Origin of the sequence: Pseudovibrio sp. Ad13 (assembly GCF_001623225.1) — a bacterium.
Taxonomy (GTDB): Bacteria; Pseudomonadota; Alphaproteobacteria; order Rhizobiales; family Stappiaceae; genus Pseudovibrio.
Map to the genome: position 1 here is coordinate 67,899 of NZ_LMCC01000034.1, position 15,444 is coordinate 83,342.

14 protein-coding genes are annotated in these 15,444 nt (G+C 52.8%); 9 read left to right on the top strand and 5 right to left on the bottom strand.

Going from position 1 to position 15,444, the window contains the following annotated elements; genetic code table 11:
* Positions 1–32 precede the first annotated feature (32 nt).
* The 4 genes from PsAD13_RS25630 to PsAD13_RS25645 are packed head-to-tail and all read left to right on the top strand — an operon-like array spanning position 33 to position 3,321.
* Positions 33–1,079 (top strand): GSCFA domain-containing protein, encoded by a 1,047-nt coding sequence (locus tag PsAD13_RS25630; RefSeq protein WP_063319902.1) that lies wholly within the window; start codon positions 33–35, stop codon positions 1,077–1,079.
* Positions 1,048–1,761 carry a hypothetical protein gene (locus PsAD13_RS25635; protein ID WP_063319903.1) on the top strand — a complete coding sequence of 238 codons (714 nt, stop codon included), beginning with the start codon at positions 1,048–1,050 and terminating at the stop codon, positions 1,759–1,761. Before PsAD13_RS25630 ends, PsAD13_RS25635 begins: the two co-directional genes overlap by 32 nt.
* 43 nt (positions 1,762–1,804) lie before the next feature.
* On the top strand, positions 1,805–2,386 hold the full coding sequence (locus PsAD13_RS25640; protein WP_153040975.1) for a hypothetical protein: 582 nt from the start codon (positions 1,805–1,807) through the stop codon (positions 2,384–2,386).
* Between the two features lie 23 nt (positions 2,387–2,409).
* Positions 2,410–3,321, top strand: a complete 912-nt coding sequence (locus tag PsAD13_RS25645) for a TauD/TfdA family dioxygenase (RefSeq protein ID WP_063319905.1) — start codon at positions 2,410–2,412, stop codon at positions 3,319–3,321.
* Between the two features lie 146 nt (positions 3,322–3,467).
* On the opposite strand, the gene PsAD13_RS25650 is transcribed toward PsAD13_RS25645, so the two are convergent.
* The 5 genes from PsAD13_RS25650 to PsAD13_RS25670 all read right to left on the bottom strand — a co-directional run bounded on the left by PsAD13_RS25650 (position 3,468) and on the right by PsAD13_RS25670 (position 8,549).
* The gene (locus tag PsAD13_RS25650) at positions 3,468–4,700 is read right to left on the bottom strand and encodes an MFS transporter (protein ID WP_063319906.1); all 1,233 of its coding nucleotides are present in this window, start codon (positions 4,698–4,700) and stop codon (positions 3,468–3,470) included.
* Between the two features lie 213 nt (positions 4,701–4,913).
* Positions 4,914–5,387 (bottom strand): GNAT family N-acetyltransferase, encoded by a 474-nt coding sequence (locus PsAD13_RS25655; protein ID WP_063319907.1) that lies wholly within the window; start codon positions 5,385–5,387, stop codon positions 4,914–4,916.
* Between the two features lie 107 nt (positions 5,388–5,494).
* Positions 5,495–6,532, bottom strand: coding sequence for an ABC transporter substrate-binding protein (locus tag PsAD13_RS25660; RefSeq protein WP_057461449.1), 1,038 nt, complete (start codon positions 6,530–6,532; stop codon positions 5,495–5,497).
* Positions 6,502–7,887, bottom strand: coding sequence for a sensor histidine kinase (locus tag PsAD13_RS25665; RefSeq protein WP_063319908.1), 1,386 nt, complete (start codon positions 7,885–7,887; stop codon positions 6,502–6,504). Before PsAD13_RS25665 ends, PsAD13_RS25660 begins: the two co-directional genes overlap by 31 nt.
* Entirely contained in the window at positions 7,884–8,549 is a 666-nt protein-coding gene (locus PsAD13_RS25670; protein ID WP_057461447.1) for a response regulator transcription factor, read from the bottom strand. The genes PsAD13_RS25665 and PsAD13_RS25670 overlap by 4 nt, the downstream gene beginning before the upstream one ends.
* 108 nt (positions 8,550–8,657) lie before the next feature.
* Between PsAD13_RS25670 and PsAD13_RS25675 the strand changes: the two genes are divergently transcribed.
* From PsAD13_RS25675 to PsAD13_RS25695, 5 genes are all read left to right on the top strand, one after another.
* On the top strand, positions 8,658–9,641 hold the full coding sequence (locus PsAD13_RS25675; RefSeq protein WP_063319909.1) for a tripartite tricarboxylate transporter substrate-binding protein: 984 nt from the start codon (positions 8,658–8,660) through the stop codon (positions 9,639–9,641).
* Positions 9,642–9,707: 66 nt separating this feature from the next.
* Entirely contained in the window at positions 9,708–10,193 is a 486-nt protein-coding gene (locus PsAD13_RS25680) for a tripartite tricarboxylate transporter TctB family protein (RefSeq protein ID WP_063296019.1), read from the top strand.
* A 9-nt stretch (positions 10,194–10,202) separates the two neighbouring features.
* Positions 10,203–11,720 (top strand): tripartite tricarboxylate transporter permease, encoded by a 1,518-nt coding sequence (locus PsAD13_RS25685; protein ID WP_063319910.1) that lies wholly within the window; start codon positions 10,203–10,205, stop codon positions 11,718–11,720.
* 29 nt (positions 11,721–11,749) lie between these two features.
* Entirely contained in the window at positions 11,750–12,802 is a 1,053-nt protein-coding gene (locus PsAD13_RS25690; protein ID WP_208986942.1) for an AbrB family transcriptional regulator, read from the top strand.
* Positions 12,803–12,994: 192 nt separating this feature from the next.
* Positions 12,995–15,394 (top strand): transketolase, encoded by a 2,400-nt coding sequence (locus PsAD13_RS25695; protein WP_063319912.1) that lies wholly within the window; start codon positions 12,995–12,997, stop codon positions 15,392–15,394.
* Positions 15,395–15,444 lie beyond the last annotated feature (50 nt).

The window sequence follows — 15,444 nt, forward strand, 5'->3', positions numbered from 1 at the left end:
GCTGACCCATCTCACGTGAGGAGTGGTGTGAAATGAACCCGTACAGTTCGCTGGCTTCCAACAAGTTCTGGCGCCCATCGGTCGCAGAGCGAGACTATTTCTCGATCTCGCAGGTCTGGACCCCGAAGTTTCAAATACAGAAAGATGCGGCCATAATAACTGCCGGGTCTTGTTTCTCTCAGAACATGGGCAAAGAACTGCAGCGGCGAGGGATGAACTGGCACAATGCTGAACTCGCGCCCGACAGTTTAAGCGCTCGGGAAGCCTTTGATCACAACTATGGCGTTTTTTCATTCAGAACAGGAAACATCTATACCGCACGTTTGTTGTTGCAATGGCTCCAATGGGCTTTTGATGAAGTCCCCCAGTCTAAAGAGACTTGGAATAATGGAGAGCGGTACTTCGATCCATTCCGGCCCAATATTTCCCCAAATGGCTTTGAAAGCCCTCAAGCCATGTGGGCATCACGTGAAGACACCCTTGTGGCTATTCGCAAAGCGATAAGTTCTGCTGATCTGTTCGTGTTCACTATGGGTTTGACAGAGGCCTGGCTCAATACGGCAACAGATGTTGTCTATCCTATGTGCCCTGGCACAGTGAAAGGCCGGTTTGATGAAAGATTGCATAAAGCGCATAATTTTGCCTTTGCAGAAATACTCTCTGATTTTCAAAAATGTATCGATCTTATAGGAAGACACAATCCCAACCTACGTCTGGTGTTCACCGTCTCACCGGTTCCGGTCACGGCGACATTCACGACGCATCATGTGCTAACAGCTTCCACCTATACCAAGTCTGTTCTGAGAGCTGTGGCAGGGCAGTTGGAAGTCTCCAATGAGAACGTCGAGTACTTTCCCTCTTACGAACTGGTTGCTTCTCCTCCCATGAATGGAGTGTTTTACAACCCCAACAAGCGCACGATCACACCAACCGGCGTCCGATTTGTAATGGGTCATTTCTTTAATGGCATTTCTTCTGCTGATCAGATGCAGCAAGGCCATTCAGACGTCAGCACGCAATCACTCCTTCCAACTGAGGATATCATCTGTGAAGAAGAACTACTCGACTATTACAAATGACATTCAGTTCTTGTTGTTAGGAGACTCCCACGCTGGCGCAATTGGGCGTGCGGCCAAAGAAGCTGGGATCCCTTTCGTTGGTGGTCCTATGGGCGCAGGGCGCGAGTTCACAGCTCCTTTTGTTGACTGGAATAACGAAGATCCAGTTTTTCGAAGTGGCTATGCCAATGAAATGTATCGGTCTTTTCTGGAGGAACTCGATGCAAATTCGCTGCAGGATGTAAAGGTTCCACTGCTCTGCACTTTCGGCTTTGCGCTGCATTTTTACGCAACCACTGAAAACTGGGAGATATACAGGGAGGTTGACGGAACGCTGCCATCAGCCTTTCTGGAAGGCCCTCTGTTTCATGGCCTTATCTGTGCCATGGTACAGGGCGCTTTGGATTTCTACCGCACCGTTCTCAAAATGGGAGTTGAGGTGATTGCCGTTCTTCCTCCCCAGAAAGTACCTGAGACTTCAGAGCCAAGTGTTTTCCAAGCAGCGCAAAACGTTATGATTGCAGAAGCAGAACGCTTGGGCCTTCCGGTTCTGGACGTTCGCGATGGTACTACGGGTTTCGATAAATTACAGAACGAAGACTTCTCGCAGGAAAATGACCCGATTCACGGGAATACTGCATTTGGTCAGGCTATTTTGAATGCGTTTTCCAGTCAGAGGATATCAGCTCATGTTGGTGCGTGATTTGGAGCAAATACACATTGAGGCTGACCTGGCGAGTTGTACTATGTCTTTGTTGACCGATGGTACGGTTCAGAGACTCCATGCGTATATGGGGCGAACAGTACTGGTGCTTGGAGTTGAAGCAGCACAGATGCGTGGGGAAAGCACCCGTGAGCTGGAATGCCTCAAAGATATGCATTGCAAAGCGGCGATAGGGGATATGCCAGTATCCGAGTGTTGGCTCAACGCGTTAGAAGATGCTTACTTAGTCCTGTTTCGCCTTGCGTTCGTTGCGGAGAAAACCTACCGCGTTTCACACTCCAGTGCGCTTGAGTTTGCCGCGGGCAATAAAGATATGATCGAGAGCGAGTTTGGCTCTGCGGAAGCTTATGCTGATTATTATGGCACTTTAAACAGCGAAGCCAACACAAGGGCGTTTGCTCGGGCAAATGCGCAAGTTCATTCCAACATAAACGCCAAACTGTTTACTGATGGCTCGCTGCAGGGGGCAGATACGACTACTCTCCTCAGCCTGTTTAAAGCTTTGGCCTATGCCTTTGCGTGTGCTCATGCATTTGGTGAGTTGGAGAGGCGTTACTGTGAAGCTTTACTACGCCTCGTTAGAGGCCTCCGAACTATTGCTTAACTATCTTCCAGGGAGAGAACTTCATGCACGAACATGCTCTGACAGCTATTGAAAGTATTGCGGCAGCGCCTCGAGAAACCTACCGGCATATTCAGCTGGACCGCCTTACGCCGGTCATTGGCGCTGAAGTTTGTGGAGTAAATCTATCTGATGGCGTAAGCAAAGAGCAGTTTGCTGAGATCCACCGTGCCTTTCTTGAAAACCACGTCCTGGTGTTCCGCAATCAAAAACTCTCCAAAGACCAACAAAAGGAATTTGCTCGGCAGTTTGGTACACTGCGTGCTCTTCCACTGAGTGATATTGATGGTGATGATCCAGAGATTGTCTTAATCCGTGCCGGTAAGAAATCTCGATTTGTAGCAGGAGAGGTTTGGCATACAGATGGTACAGCTGATCCTGCCCCTTCGCATAGCTCGATGTTGTACATGCATGAGACACCTGAGCTTGGATGCGGTGGGGATACCTTGTTCGCGAACATGCATCTGGCCTATGAGATGTTGTCGCCTGTGATGAAAGAGTTCTTACTTGGGCTCACTGCAATTCACGATGGAGCCGTGCCGTGGAAGGGCTTCACGCCACCAGAAGGGCTACCTAAAACTGAGCACCCAATAGTTGCGAAGCATCCAGAGACAGGCAAGCCAATGCTTTTTGTGAACTCAGGTTTTACAACGCATATCCCAAGTTTATCCGAGGATGAGAGTGATGCCATTTTGAACATGCTCTTTCAACTCGTTGAACGCGAGCAGGCATTGAATTGCCGTATACGTTGGGAGCCGGACACATTGGTATTTTGGGATAATCGCTGCACGCAGCATCGTGCAGTCTGGGATTACTACCCATACTCGCGCTTTGGCGAACGCGTGACTGTTTTAGGCACTCAACCAACCGCCGCAGTACCTCATCGGATCACGAGGGAGATGGAGTTGGCAGACTGAGCACCACGCAACATGGCTTCATTCGTTTGAAGGATAGGGGCTCTGGCCCCTACCAGTTCGGTATTTTATTCTAAGCCTTACAAATGTTCACAGTCAGGTCTGATAAGTGGCGCAGAATGTAAATTATGGAACTTCAGGGCTGCGCTTCAAATCTCCTGAGTCCCTCTTACCCAGAGCAGTGAGTTTATTGCTAGGAGGGCGATGAAGGTGGTGAAGAGGAGGGTGGGGTTGTTTTGTTCCAGGAGGATTCCGGTGAGGAAGAGGCCTAGGGGGACGCCGGTGTAGCGCAGGGAGGAGAAGGCGGAGAAGACTATGCCGCGTTTGTCTTCTGGGACGAGCTTTTGAAGCACAGTCGCATCCACGACGCTACCAACGCCCAAGTTCACACCATACACAAACATTCCCAGTGAAATGACGATTGCTGGGGTCTCGACATTGCCGCTTGTCCAATCCGTACTGAACATCCAGAGCAGCAAGGCTAGGCCGAGTGCTTGTCCGATGGGTGTGAGTTGCAGGAGCCGGAGTGAGGATACTCGGTGGCCCAGGAACGTGTAGGCCAGTGTTGTGAGTGTGGTTCCGCAGGCAAAGCATGTGAGCCAGATTCCAAGCCAGACTGCTTGCTTGTCATTCGAATTTGCCAGAACTGGCAAGGTCAATGACAGCAAGGAGACTGCTACTGTATTGATGATCAAGTCATAAAGGCCAAGCTTTAAAATGCCCGGTGTTGACAGCATCCACTTCCAGACTTCTTTTGTTGGCTGTCTATCTGTATTTGCTGCGTCTTGCTGACGAGTGGCCTTGATGCCTAAAGATACGATCATAAGCGCCATCAGGAAACTCAGTGAGTCTAAAATCAAGACAGTGGTCGCGCCAAAGGCCGCGATCAGAATACCAGCCATCGATGGGGTTAGAAGGTCAGCCACAGTCTCAAGAAGCGAGCTCATTCCGTTCACCCGTTCGCGAGGCAAGCCTTCCCGATCAATCAACGCCGGGATCATGACGCTTTTTGCGGTTTGTCCGGGGACATCGATGACCTGCGAGAGGAAGACGAGAAATCCAAGGAGAGCAAGATCCAGCAGATCAACAGCGTATAGCAGTGGTATCAAAAGTACGGCGAAGGCGTTCACAGTATCGCAGAAAATACTGGTGGTTCTGGCAGAGAACTTGTCGATCAACGGCCCGCTGAAGAGACCGACAACGATGTTTGGAAGCTGTCCGGCAATGGCGATTGTTGCAGTGATGACAGCGTTGCCCGTCAGGTCATAGACAAACCACGGTATTGCGATGGCAGACAGGCCATTCCCCAACAAAGACAAAAAGTTGGCTGAAAACAGGAGGCTGATCTGTCCCCATTTAGCCTTTAAGGTAGTATCAGACAAAACAACCCCACTCCGCGAAATGCAGCATAAATTCAATGGCTTGAGTGCGCGCAATCATGGCTATCGGAAACAAGTTCAAATATCATTCTTATCTTATACTGATAAAAGCGAGTACTTGGGAGTGCAACTCAAAGTCGGTCATTTATTCGTTGAGGGCCTGCGGGCATGACACCATGTGCATATCGCAGGAACTTTGGCGGGTGTCATGAAATGTTACGCGGACAAGGCCTTTGTCATGAGAAAGTTTGTGAGCGTGATCCCTCGAATATCGGGTGCTTGCTCGCGCTCAACCTGCCAGTCGTGGTGAACGAAGAAAGCTTTTGCAGCCACGCTAATATCTGCTGAAAGGGTCGAGATGTTGCGCTGTTCTGCCCAGTTCTGCAGCTGATCATATATGGCGGTGCCGACACCTTGGCGGGTGTGGTAAGGGCTGGTGAATGCGAACTCGATGTAACCTTTTGCATCGATGGTCATGAAACCGATTACAGACTTGTCTTTGACAGCAACAAAGCCAGCCATATCGTGGAGTTTAGCAGACCAACGCTCAGGTGCGGGTGCAGGCCCAGCCCATGCAGCGAGTTGCTCCTCGGAGTAATGCTCCTTTGCTCCGATCGTGACGGCATCATAAAACACGCGTGCGCAGTCTGGGGCATCTGAATTCTTCAGTGGGCGGATCTCTACAGGCATTGGTGGCTTTCACTCAGCTGGGTTTGGAGGCAGCCTCTTGCCACAAACTCTGACAAGGTGAAAGAGGATTGAGCGACAAAGTCCTCCGTCTTCTGATTTGGCTTATCTCACTGCTGAATGATCGCGTTTTGCCATTCCTGAAGGAAGTGTTGCCGTTTCAGGTTGTCCTGATAAACCAACAGACCTGGTCCAAGGCGGATGGCTCGCAGAGATAGGTTTGGGGCAATCTCGTTGCGGTTGAGTTTTGGATAGGGGTAGTAGTCAGCCCCCTCCTCGCTCCAGGATGCAGTGATCAGATGATCTATGAAAGCGCCCGCGATTTCGGGTTGTTCGGCCCCCGCTGGAATGATGGCAGAGCGCAGCATGAGTGTGGTGAAATCTTCCAGTTCGAGAATGCCGATATCAGGATCACTGGCGGCCCGTGCAGAGGCATAGGAGCCGAGCACGTTGTAGGCAACGGCCAGATCGCCCTTTGTGATGTCAGAAATCATATCAGCGGAGCAGCAGTAGAGACGGGCGTTCAGAGAGCCCATCACCTCGTTCAGACGCCAGAAAGTGTCTGATGTGCGGGCATCTTGCGTGGCAAACAGAAAGCCAAGGCCGCTCTGACGTATGTCATAGGTGCCGACTTTGTCGAGGAAGCGTTCTGGATGGTTGCGCAGAGTTGAAATCAGATTTTGCCGTGATGTTGGCACTTCCAATCCTGCAAAGGCGGATTTGGAATAGACCACCGAAGCTGGTTCCTGCGTGAAGGCGAACACGTGATTGCGCCAGCGGGCCCAGTCCGGCATCAAACCGGCGACTGAGGAGTTGTGCGGCAGGGTGAACCCGTCGTTCGCCAACTTCACCTGCAGGTCCATGGCAGATGAAATGGCAACGTCAAAAACCTGTTTTTCATCATAAAGAGCTGTCATCAACTCGGTGCTGCTGACAACAGTGTAGTCTATAGAAACGCTAGGGTATTTGCGTTGAAACGCTACCACCATGGGCGAGAAAATGTCGATGTCTGAGTTGGAGATAATACGCAGGTTCGCGCCCTCTTGCGGAGCGGGAAACACTTTGTGCTGTTCAATCTCATAGGCACCTGCGGAAAGCAAAGAGGCCAGCAACACGATCAGGACTGAGGGAAATAGAAGGATACGCATGCGCCTCTGACATTTTTTCTGTTCGAAAGTTTCAGGTGTCCGCCATGAGCTTGTGTCACCTCTTCGGCAATTGTAAGCCCAAGCCCGGAACCGACCGTGTCTTCAGCGTTTTTGCCCCGCGAGAACCGCTCCGTCAACTGGTCTATGTCTTCCGGAGCAAAGCCTGGGCCCTGATCATAAACCGATAATACAACCCATTTGTCTTCGGAGGTAACGATAACCTGTACGTCCTCGCCTTGCGGGGCGTACTTGATCGCATTGTCCAAAATGTTGCTCAGCGCATTTTGGATAAGGATCGCATCTCCGGAGATTGGCGGTGGTTCCTCACCATGCGAGCTCAGGGTTTTGTCTTGCATCTCTGCCAGTGGACGCAGCCGTTCAAGAGTTTCTTCGGCCAGGTCCAGCAGGTTGATTTCCTTGACCTCCAGATGATCGGTACGGAAGGAAACCATGGCGTGATCCAGCAACTGGCCTGCGGCGCGTGAGCTCTCATCAATGGCCCGGATCATCTCTTTCAAAGCCGCTCTGTTTTCTGGTCGCTCCACGCGGCGCAAGGCAATTTCCGCTTGTGTTCGCAGCACTGCAAGCGGCGTGCGGATGCGGTGAGCAGCTTCTGCAATGAACTCTTCGGAGCGTGTGAGTGACTTCTTAAGCCGTGCCATGAAACGGTTGAGCGCCACCACAAGCGGTGCCATCTCACCCGGTACGGGGGCTTGTACTGCCCTCAGATCCTGCGGACCTCTTTTAGAGACAGAGTTTGCCAGTGTCTGGACAGGGCGCACGGCAGATTGAGCTGTCAATACACCCAGCACGGCAGCGGCGATGAAGAACCCAAGTCCGAGATAGGCGGCATTCGCGGAGATGCGCTCCAGTGTCTCTCGCTGACGCTTCAGTGTTTGAGCCACAGATACAGTGACTTCAACAGGGCCGGATGCGTTGGAAAGGCGGCGTGTGGCAGAGACCATACGAATGCTCTCACCTAGGTAATGAGAGGTGATGAACCTGTGACTGTCCTGCCCTTTTGATGCCTTGGCAATGGGTAAGCTTTCATATCCGGTGAGGTACTTTCCGTTGACGACAACACGGTAGAACACGCGGTCATCACTGACATTGCCAAGCATGGAAAGGGCGGAATACGGAATATCGACCGTGACCTCCCCGCTCTGAATTGCGGCGCTGTCCAAAATGGACGTGGCGGATGCTGACAGGATGTTGTCCTGAGATTCTTCTGCGACTTGTTTGGCATAAGTCATCACCATCACAAACAGCAGCGCTGCAAGCACGGCAGCAATGCCGAGGAGCTGCAAGGTCAGGCGGCGACGGATCGAGCCGGATATGTTGGCACCAGAGTTCATGTCAGGCTTAACCGATACCCCAGTCCACGCACGGTGATGATCTGGACCGAGGAGGAGGAAATATGCCTGCGTAAACGGGCAACATAGACCTCAATGGCATTTTCCGAGACGTCTTCGTCGTAAGAAAATAATCTGTCTACAAGCTTGGTTTTTGAGAAAATAACGTCCGGTGCACCGAAAAATATCTCCAAAAGACGCAGTTCTTTGTTGCGCAGGCTCACTGTTTTGCTACCAATTTTGAGTGTGCCAGCCAGTGAGTCAAACACCAGATCGCCGAATCGCTTCGCATTTGTCACGCCGCCGGACCTGCGTCGGATAACAGCACGGCATCTTGCCTCTAACTCTGAGAAATCAAAGGGTTTTGTGATGTAATCATCGGCCCCAAGATCGAGCACCCCTACCCTGTCTGACACTTCTGAGCGAGCTGTCAAAACGATCACCGGAGTGTCATCCTGACGGCCTCGATGTTCATTTAGAAAATCTCGCCCATCACCATCTGGAAGCATAATATCGAGCAAAATCATGTCGTAATCCGCTGTCGAGATGTAGTCCTCGGCAGTAGAAATTTCAGCAGCGTGATCAACGACATGACCATCCAGTGTCAAACGCTCGACAATGGATGTCGCCAGCTTGGCGTTATCTTCAACGAGAAGAAATCTCATCTTTTGCTTCCCCAAAAAATCAAGGAGGTGACAGGTTTGTGTCAGGTTTCCGTGTTTTCACGTAAGTCATGGGTGACAAATGCTGCCCTTGTCAAATGGGAGGACACAATGAGTTTTATTCGGGCGCGCCGCGTGGTTGCGGCAGCGGCTTTGGCTGCGATGACATTTTCCATGCCAACGGCTTCAATTGCGGAGCCTGTGGTTGATAGCATTCACTTCCTCATTCCAGGCGGTGCTGGCGGTGGCTGGGACGGTACTGCACGCGGTACAGGTGAAGCACTGACCAAGTCCGGCCTCGCAGGCACGGCCTCTTTCGAAAATATGTCCGGCGGTGGCGGTGGTAAGGCCATCGGTTATCTGATCGAGAACGCTGCAAGCCAGCACGGTACGTTGATGGTGAATTCTACGCCAATCGTGATCCGCTCACTGACTGGCGTATTCCCACACAACTTCCGTGATCTGACATTGGTTGCCGGCACCATTGGTGATTATGCAGCCATCGTGGTTGGCAAGGACAGCCCAATCAACTCCATGAGTGACCTGCTTGCAGCCTATAAAGCTGACAAACGCGGCACCGCAATTGGTGGCGGTTCTGTACCGGGCGGTATGGATCACCTTGTTGCGGCCATGGTGATGGAAGCAGCTGGCGAAGATGCAGCCATGGTGAAGTACATTCCGTATGATGCGGGTGGTAAGGCCATGGCGGCGCTGCTTTCTGGCGAAATCTCCGCGCTTTCTACCGGCTTCTCCGAGGCGATTGATCTTGCCAATGCGGGTGAAGTGAAAATCATTGGCGTCACTGCTGATGAGCGCGTTGCAGCCTACAAAGATGCGCCAACCATGAAGGAACAGGGCATCGACACCACGTTCGTCAACTGGCGTGGTTTCTTCGGCGCACCGGGCCTGCCAGAGGCACAGGTGTCTGCCTATCAGGAGGCTCTTGCGAAGATGTACGACACCCCTGAGTGGGAAGAAGTGCGGGCACGCAATGGCTGGGTCAACATCCATAACTCTGGTGAAGACTTCCACGCGTTCCTTGAAGGTCAGGAAAAGACCATCGGCGATCTCATGAAGAAGCTGGGCTTCCTCTAAATCAATAAGAATAAATGGATGCGCTCTTGGCAGCGCATCCACTTGTCACGCCAACGGGAGGGGATGATGGCACTGGACCGATGGATTGCACTTGTCATTCTGGCAGTGAGTTTAAGCTACGGATACACCGCGTTTTTTCTGATGGACGCTGGTTTGCCACCGTTTATGCGGTTTAACCCAATCTGGCCGAGCACGTTTCCAAAAGTCATTGCGGTGCTGGCTGCAATCACAAGCCTCGCCATTTTGCTCGGGTTTGAGAAAAAGCCTGCAGATTCAGATGCAGACGAAATCGATTTCAGCAGATTATGGGACTACAACATTGGTCAGGCCGTGTTCCTGCTGGTTCTGATGGCGGGCTATGCTCTGTTGCTTCGTCCTGCTGGCTTCCTGCTCTCCACACTGCTCTTTCTGGTGATCTCGGCTGCTCTGCTTGGAGAGCGGCGTTTTGTGATCCTTGTGCCTGTTGCAGCCATTGCTGCTGGCGGTGTCTGGTATCTGGTTCAGCAAACACTGGGCATTTACCTCAGCCCTCTTCCAACATTTTTCAACTAGGAGGCCACGATGTTAGACGGTATTTGGGTTGGCCTCTCGACGGCCTTCTCGTTTTCTAATCTTTTGATGGTAATCGGCGGCTGCCTGATTGGCACGTTCATCGGCATGTTGCCGGGTCTTGGACCTATGTCCATCATCGCCATCATGATCCCGGTGGCGATCTCTATCGGTGACCCTTCCGCAGCCTTGATTCTGCTCGCTGGCGTTTATTACGGCGCAATCTTTGGGGGCTCCACGTCCTCAATCCTCATCAACGCGCCGGGCGTGGCATCCACTGTTGCAACAAGCTTTGATGGCTATCCGCTGGCACGCCAGGGCAAGGCTGGCAAAGCGCTGACAGTTGCGGCGATTGCTTCATTCGCGGGTGGCAGTATCGGGGCCATCTTGCTGATGATTTTTGCACCTGCGCTCGCATCCGTCGCGCTGCTCTTCCACTCTGCAGAATACTTCGCATTGATGGTGGTCGGCCTTTCCGCAATCGCTGCTTTCGCGGGCAGCGGACAGGTCGGCAAAGCCCTGCTCATGACACTGGTAGGTCTGATGATGGCAACCGTTGGTGAAGGGGCATTGTTCAACCAACCACGCTTCACCATGGGTATTCTGGATCTGCAATCGGGCTTCGGTTTCATCACGCTGGCCATGGCCATGTTCGCCTTACCTGAAGCTCTGTTCCTAGTGCTAGATCCATCCCGTTCCAATTCTGGTGGAAGTAGCGGCGACATCAAGGATCTGCGTATTACAAAGGCAGAGGCCAAGAAAATTGCACCAGTGATTGGTCGCCAGTCTATTCAAGGCTTCCTGATTGGGGTTCTTCCGGGAGCTGGCGCAACAATCGCGTCCTTCCTCGGCTATGCGGTAGAACGCAACATCGCGCCGAAAGAAGAACAGGCTGAGTTCGGCAAGGGCTCTGTCAAAGGCCTTGCAGCTCCAGAATCTGCGAACAATGCGGCATGTACTGGTTCCTTCGTTCCTCTGTTGACCCTCGGCATTCCGGGCTCCGGGACAACGGCGATCCTGCTCGGTGCCCTGATCGCTTTGAACGTTTCACCGGGGCCACGCCTGATGATCGATCAGCCAGAGATTTTCTGGTCCGTGATCATCTCCATGTATGTGGGCAATGTGATCCTGCTGATCCTGAACCTGCCACTCATCCCCTACATCGCTAAGGTGCTGGCTGTACCGCGCACCTACCTCATTCCGTTCATTTTGTTCTTCACCCTCATGGGTGCCTATATTGGGCAGAATAATGCAACGGAACTGCTGATGCTTGTTGGCTTTGGGGTATGTGCAACGCTCCTGCGCTTCGCCAACTATCCGCTCGCGCCACTGCTGATTGGCTTCATTCTGGGCAGCATGCTGGAAGATAATTTCTCCCGGTCTATGCAGCTTTATGATGGGATTCGCTTTATCATGGAACGCCCGATGACCATGGGCTTGCTGGCTCTGGCTGTTATTTTGGTCGTTTTGCCAACCATCCGTGCACGTCGTGTGCGCAAGCAGGAATTGGAAGCCGCTGAAAGCGACTGATCAAACCGCAGCTGGGAAACTGAGTTTTGGTGATTGAGAAGAAAGACTGGTCCAATCTGTCCATAACGCTTGCTATTGCAGGCGCAGGGGCTGGTCTTTTTTCTCTCCTCGGGTTCCCGGCAGCTCCCCTCACCGGTTCCGCTCTTGCCGTTTCGCTGGGTGGCTTGCTGGGTGCCCCAGTCATCGTTCCACTCCGGCTGCGCACGCTCTGCTTCATTGTTCTGGGTACGAGCATTGGTTCTGGTGTGACGCCAGCCGTTATCGATGCCGCGATTACATGGCCTGCGAGCTTCTTGGTACTGGGGATCAGTCTTATCCTGAGCATGCTGATCAGCCGTGCGATTTTGGTACGGTTTTTCGGGTTCGATGCCTATAACGCTTCACTCGCCTCCTCTCCGGGGCACTTGAGCTACATCCTCAGCATGGCGGCAGGCAGCAAAGCGGACGTTACCCGCATCGGGCTTGCACAAAGCACGCGGGTCTTGTTCCTCACCATCTGTGTTCCGCTCTTTGTCTCGCTGCTATTTGAAGAAACAGGCGCTTCTTTCCTGCCTGCACAAAACATCAACGTGCTCTCAGCTGTCTATCTGTTGCTCGGGGCAGCTGTCGTTGGAACCATCTTCTTAAAGATGAAACTCCCCGCCGCCTATCTGCTCGGTGGGATGCTTGTGTCTTCTCTGGGGCACGTGAGTGCACTCACACCCGGCAAGATGCCGGATTGGGCAACGCTCAGCTCATTTCTGGTGATGGGGGCTTTGATTGGAACCCGTTTCAAAGGTGTCAGTCTTGACCTTTTCGCCAAAGCCATTGGCGCGGGCGTTGTGGTTACGCTCATCACTGTTGGCATGGGAATCCTTGGGGTTGTGCTGGTGATGCCACTGGTTGGACTGGACCCAAGCCTGTTGTTTGTGGCATTCGCTCCCGGCGGTGTTGAGGCTATGGCCGCCATCGCCGTGCAAAGCGGTCTCGACCCCACCTTCGTCGCCGCCCACCACGTCTTCCGCCTGCTGTTGCTGACCTTTGTTGTGCCTTTGGTGTTGAGGCGTTCAAAGACCGCACTCCCCGCAAAAGGTCAGTCGTGAATCTACGTAGCATATGAGCTGAAAAGTGCATTACGAATAGGTTAGGCGGAAGTATTTTCCTTAAATTCGATCAAAGCTCAAAAATTTCCCTTATTCATGAAGGTATATCAGTTGGCTCAAGAGATTAATTCTCAAGGCAATCTGATAGCCTCGCGGAATAAAAATATTCCAATGAAACCGACGGGGAGTTTAATGAGCGCAGCTTCACTGGATACTTTGGGTACGCTGGAAAGCCGAGTGCGATGGCTTGCCTCCTGGACCATTCACAATGCCAACCATCTCCGCGGTTCTGACGTTGGTGATGTGAAAGTTGGTGGCCATCAGGCGTCTTGTGCCTCTATCAGCACCATTATGACTGCGCTCTATTTCCATACTCTGAGCCCTCAGGACCGGGTGGCGGTGAAGCCGCATGCCGGACCAATCTTCCACGCAATCCAGTATCTGGCCGGGAACCAGACCCTGGAGAAGTTGCAGAACTTTCGTGGGTTTCATGGTGCTCAATCATACCCCTCTCGCACCAAGGATATTGATGACGTTGATTTTTCAACCGGCTCCGTTGGCCTTGGGGTCGCGCAGACGCTGTTTTCATCACTGGTGCAAGACTATGTGAAAGCGCATGGCGGGCTCAACAAAGCGCCTGAAGGCCGGATGATCTCGCTGGTTGGCGATGCGGAGATGGATGAAGGCAACATCTACGAGGCACTGCTGGAAGGCTGGAAACATGGCCTGCGCAATTGCTGGTGGATCGTGGATTATAACCGTCAGTCATTGGATGCAGTGATCCGCGAAGGCCTTTGGGAGAAATTTGAGAGCATCTTCCGCAATTTCGGGTGGGAAGTCGTCACTCTTAAATACGGTAGCCTGCAGGAAGAAGCCTTTAAGGAACCGGGTGGCAAAAAGCTGCGCGACTGGATCGATCTATGCCCCAATCAGCTTTATTGTGCCCTTGCCTATCAAGGTGGGGCAGCATGGCGTAAGCGACTCCTGGATGATTTGGGAGATCAGGGCGAGGTCAACGAGCTGATCAATCGGCGCAGTGATGCTGAGCTGTCCAAGCTCATGTGCAATCTGGGTGGCCATGATTTACCGTCCTTGATTGAGGCATTTGAGAATGCCAAGACCCATGATCGTCCTGTCTTGTTTCTGTGCTACACCGTGAAAGGCTTTGGCTTGCCGCTGGCAGGGCACAAAGACAACCATGCAGGCCTGATGACCTCCAGGCAGATGGAAGAATACCGCAAGCTGGAAGGCATTCGCGAAGGGCATGAGTGGGACAAGTGGGAAAGCACATCTGACCCGCACAACCTTCAGACTTTCGTGACTGAAGCACCGTTCTTCTCAAAAGGCAGCCGTCGCTATTCTGCGAAAACGGTGCCTGTACCGGCAAAATTGCCGGCACCCAATGCAGCAGAGAAGATGCTTTCCACGCAGATGGGGTTTGGCCAGATCCTGCATGAAATTTCCAAGCAGGATGAAGAGCTTGCTAAGCATATTGTGACGACCGCGCCAGATGTGACCGTCTCCACCAACCTTGGCCCGTGGGTCAACCAGCGGGGATTGTTTGCGAAGGAAGAACTAGCAGATACGTTTAAAGCAGAACGGATCCCCTCCACCTTCAAATGGGCGTTTTCTCCGCAAGGCCAGCATATTGAGCTGGGCATTGCAGAATCCAACCTGTTCCTCCTTCTTTCTGCACTTGGGTTGTCTCACAGCATCAACGGTCAGCGCTTGCTGCCGATTGGCACGGTCTACGATCCGTTTATCCTGCGCGCCGCAGACCAGCTCAACTACGCCTGTTATCAGGATGCCCGCTTTATGTTGGTGGCAACACCATCCGGTGTGACATTGGCACCGGAAGGTGGGGCGCACCAGTCCATCAGCACACCGTTGATTGGTATGGCTCAGGATGGGCTTGCCGCGTTTGAGCCTGCCTTCGTCGATGAGCTGGCAACCATCATGCGCTTTGGGTTTGATTACATGCAGCGCGATGGAGAGGGAGACCCTGATGAGCGCACATGGTTGCGGGATCAAACAGGAGGCTCCATCTACCTGCGCCTGTCCACACGCCCGCTGGAGCAGCCTCAACGGACGATCTCACCTGAAGACGAACAGGACATTGTCGATGGCGCCTATTGGCTACGCAAGCCGGGACCAAATGCGGAAGTTGTAATCGCATACACGGGTGCCGTCGCACCGGAGGCAATCAACGCTGTTGGGATGATGGCAGAAGATCGCCGTGATGTAGGCCTGCTGGCAATCACGTCTGCCGACCGCCTCAACGCAGGGTGGACAGCTGCACAGCGGGCGCGAGACCGTGGGGCAATGCATGCTCGCAGCCACATTGAGCGCTTGTTTGATGATGTGCCGGACAACTGCTCGCTCATTACAGTGCTGGATGGGCACCCTGCCACCCTTGCATGGCTTGGTGCGGTGAAAGGCAACACAATCCGCACTCTTGGCGTAGAGCACTTTGGTCAGACTGGCACCATTGCCGATCTTTATGCTCATTACGGCATCGACACCCAATCCATATTGCGGGCGGCTGAAACGATTTCGACAGGTGGCAAGATTCGCTACATCAAGGCGAGCTAGACTTGCAGGCGGAGGCGGTGTGTGGTGCATTGCTTCTGCCGTTCTATCTG

Bases quoted from the DNA above. Each gene is read 5' to 3' on its own strand.
- PsAD13_RS25680 (WP_063296019.1), top strand. From the start codon at position 9,708: ATGGCACTGGACCGATGGATTGCACTTGTCATTCTGGCAGTGAGTTTA.
- PsAD13_RS25675 (WP_063319909.1), top strand. From the start codon at position 8,658: ATGAGTTTTATTCGGGCGCGCCGCGTGGTTGCGGCAGCGGCTTTGGCT.
- PsAD13_RS25670 (WP_057461447.1), bottom strand. From the start codon at position 8,549: ATGAGATTTCTTCTCGTTGAAGATAACGCCAAGCTGGCGACATCCATT.
- PsAD13_RS25665 (WP_063319908.1), bottom strand. From the start codon at position 7,887: ATGAACTCTGGTGCCAACATATCCGGCTCGATCCGTCGCCGCCTGACC.
- PsAD13_RS25640 (WP_153040975.1), top strand. From the start codon at position 1,805: ATGTCTTTGTTGACCGATGGTACGGTTCAGAGACTCCATGCGTATATG.
- PsAD13_RS25685 (WP_063319910.1), top strand. From the start codon at position 10,203: ATGTTAGACGGTATTTGGGTTGGCCTCTCGACGGCCTTCTCGTTTTCT.
- PsAD13_RS25695 (WP_063319912.1), top strand. From the start codon at position 12,995: ATGAGCGCAGCTTCACTGGATACTTTGGGTACGCTGGAAAGCCGAGTG.
- PsAD13_RS25645 (WP_063319905.1), top strand. From the start codon at position 2,410: ATGCACGAACATGCTCTGACAGCTATTGAAAGTATTGCGGCAGCGCCT.
- PsAD13_RS25660 (WP_057461449.1), bottom strand. From the start codon at position 6,532: ATGCGTATCCTTCTATTTCCCTCAGTCCTGATCGTGTTGCTGGCCTCT.
- PsAD13_RS25630 (WP_063319902.1), top strand. From the start codon at position 33: ATGAACCCGTACAGTTCGCTGGCTTCCAACAAGTTCTGGCGCCCATCG.
- PsAD13_RS25655 (WP_063319907.1), bottom strand. From the start codon at position 5,387: ATGCCTGTAGAGATCCGCCCACTGAAGAATTCAGATGCCCCAGACTGC.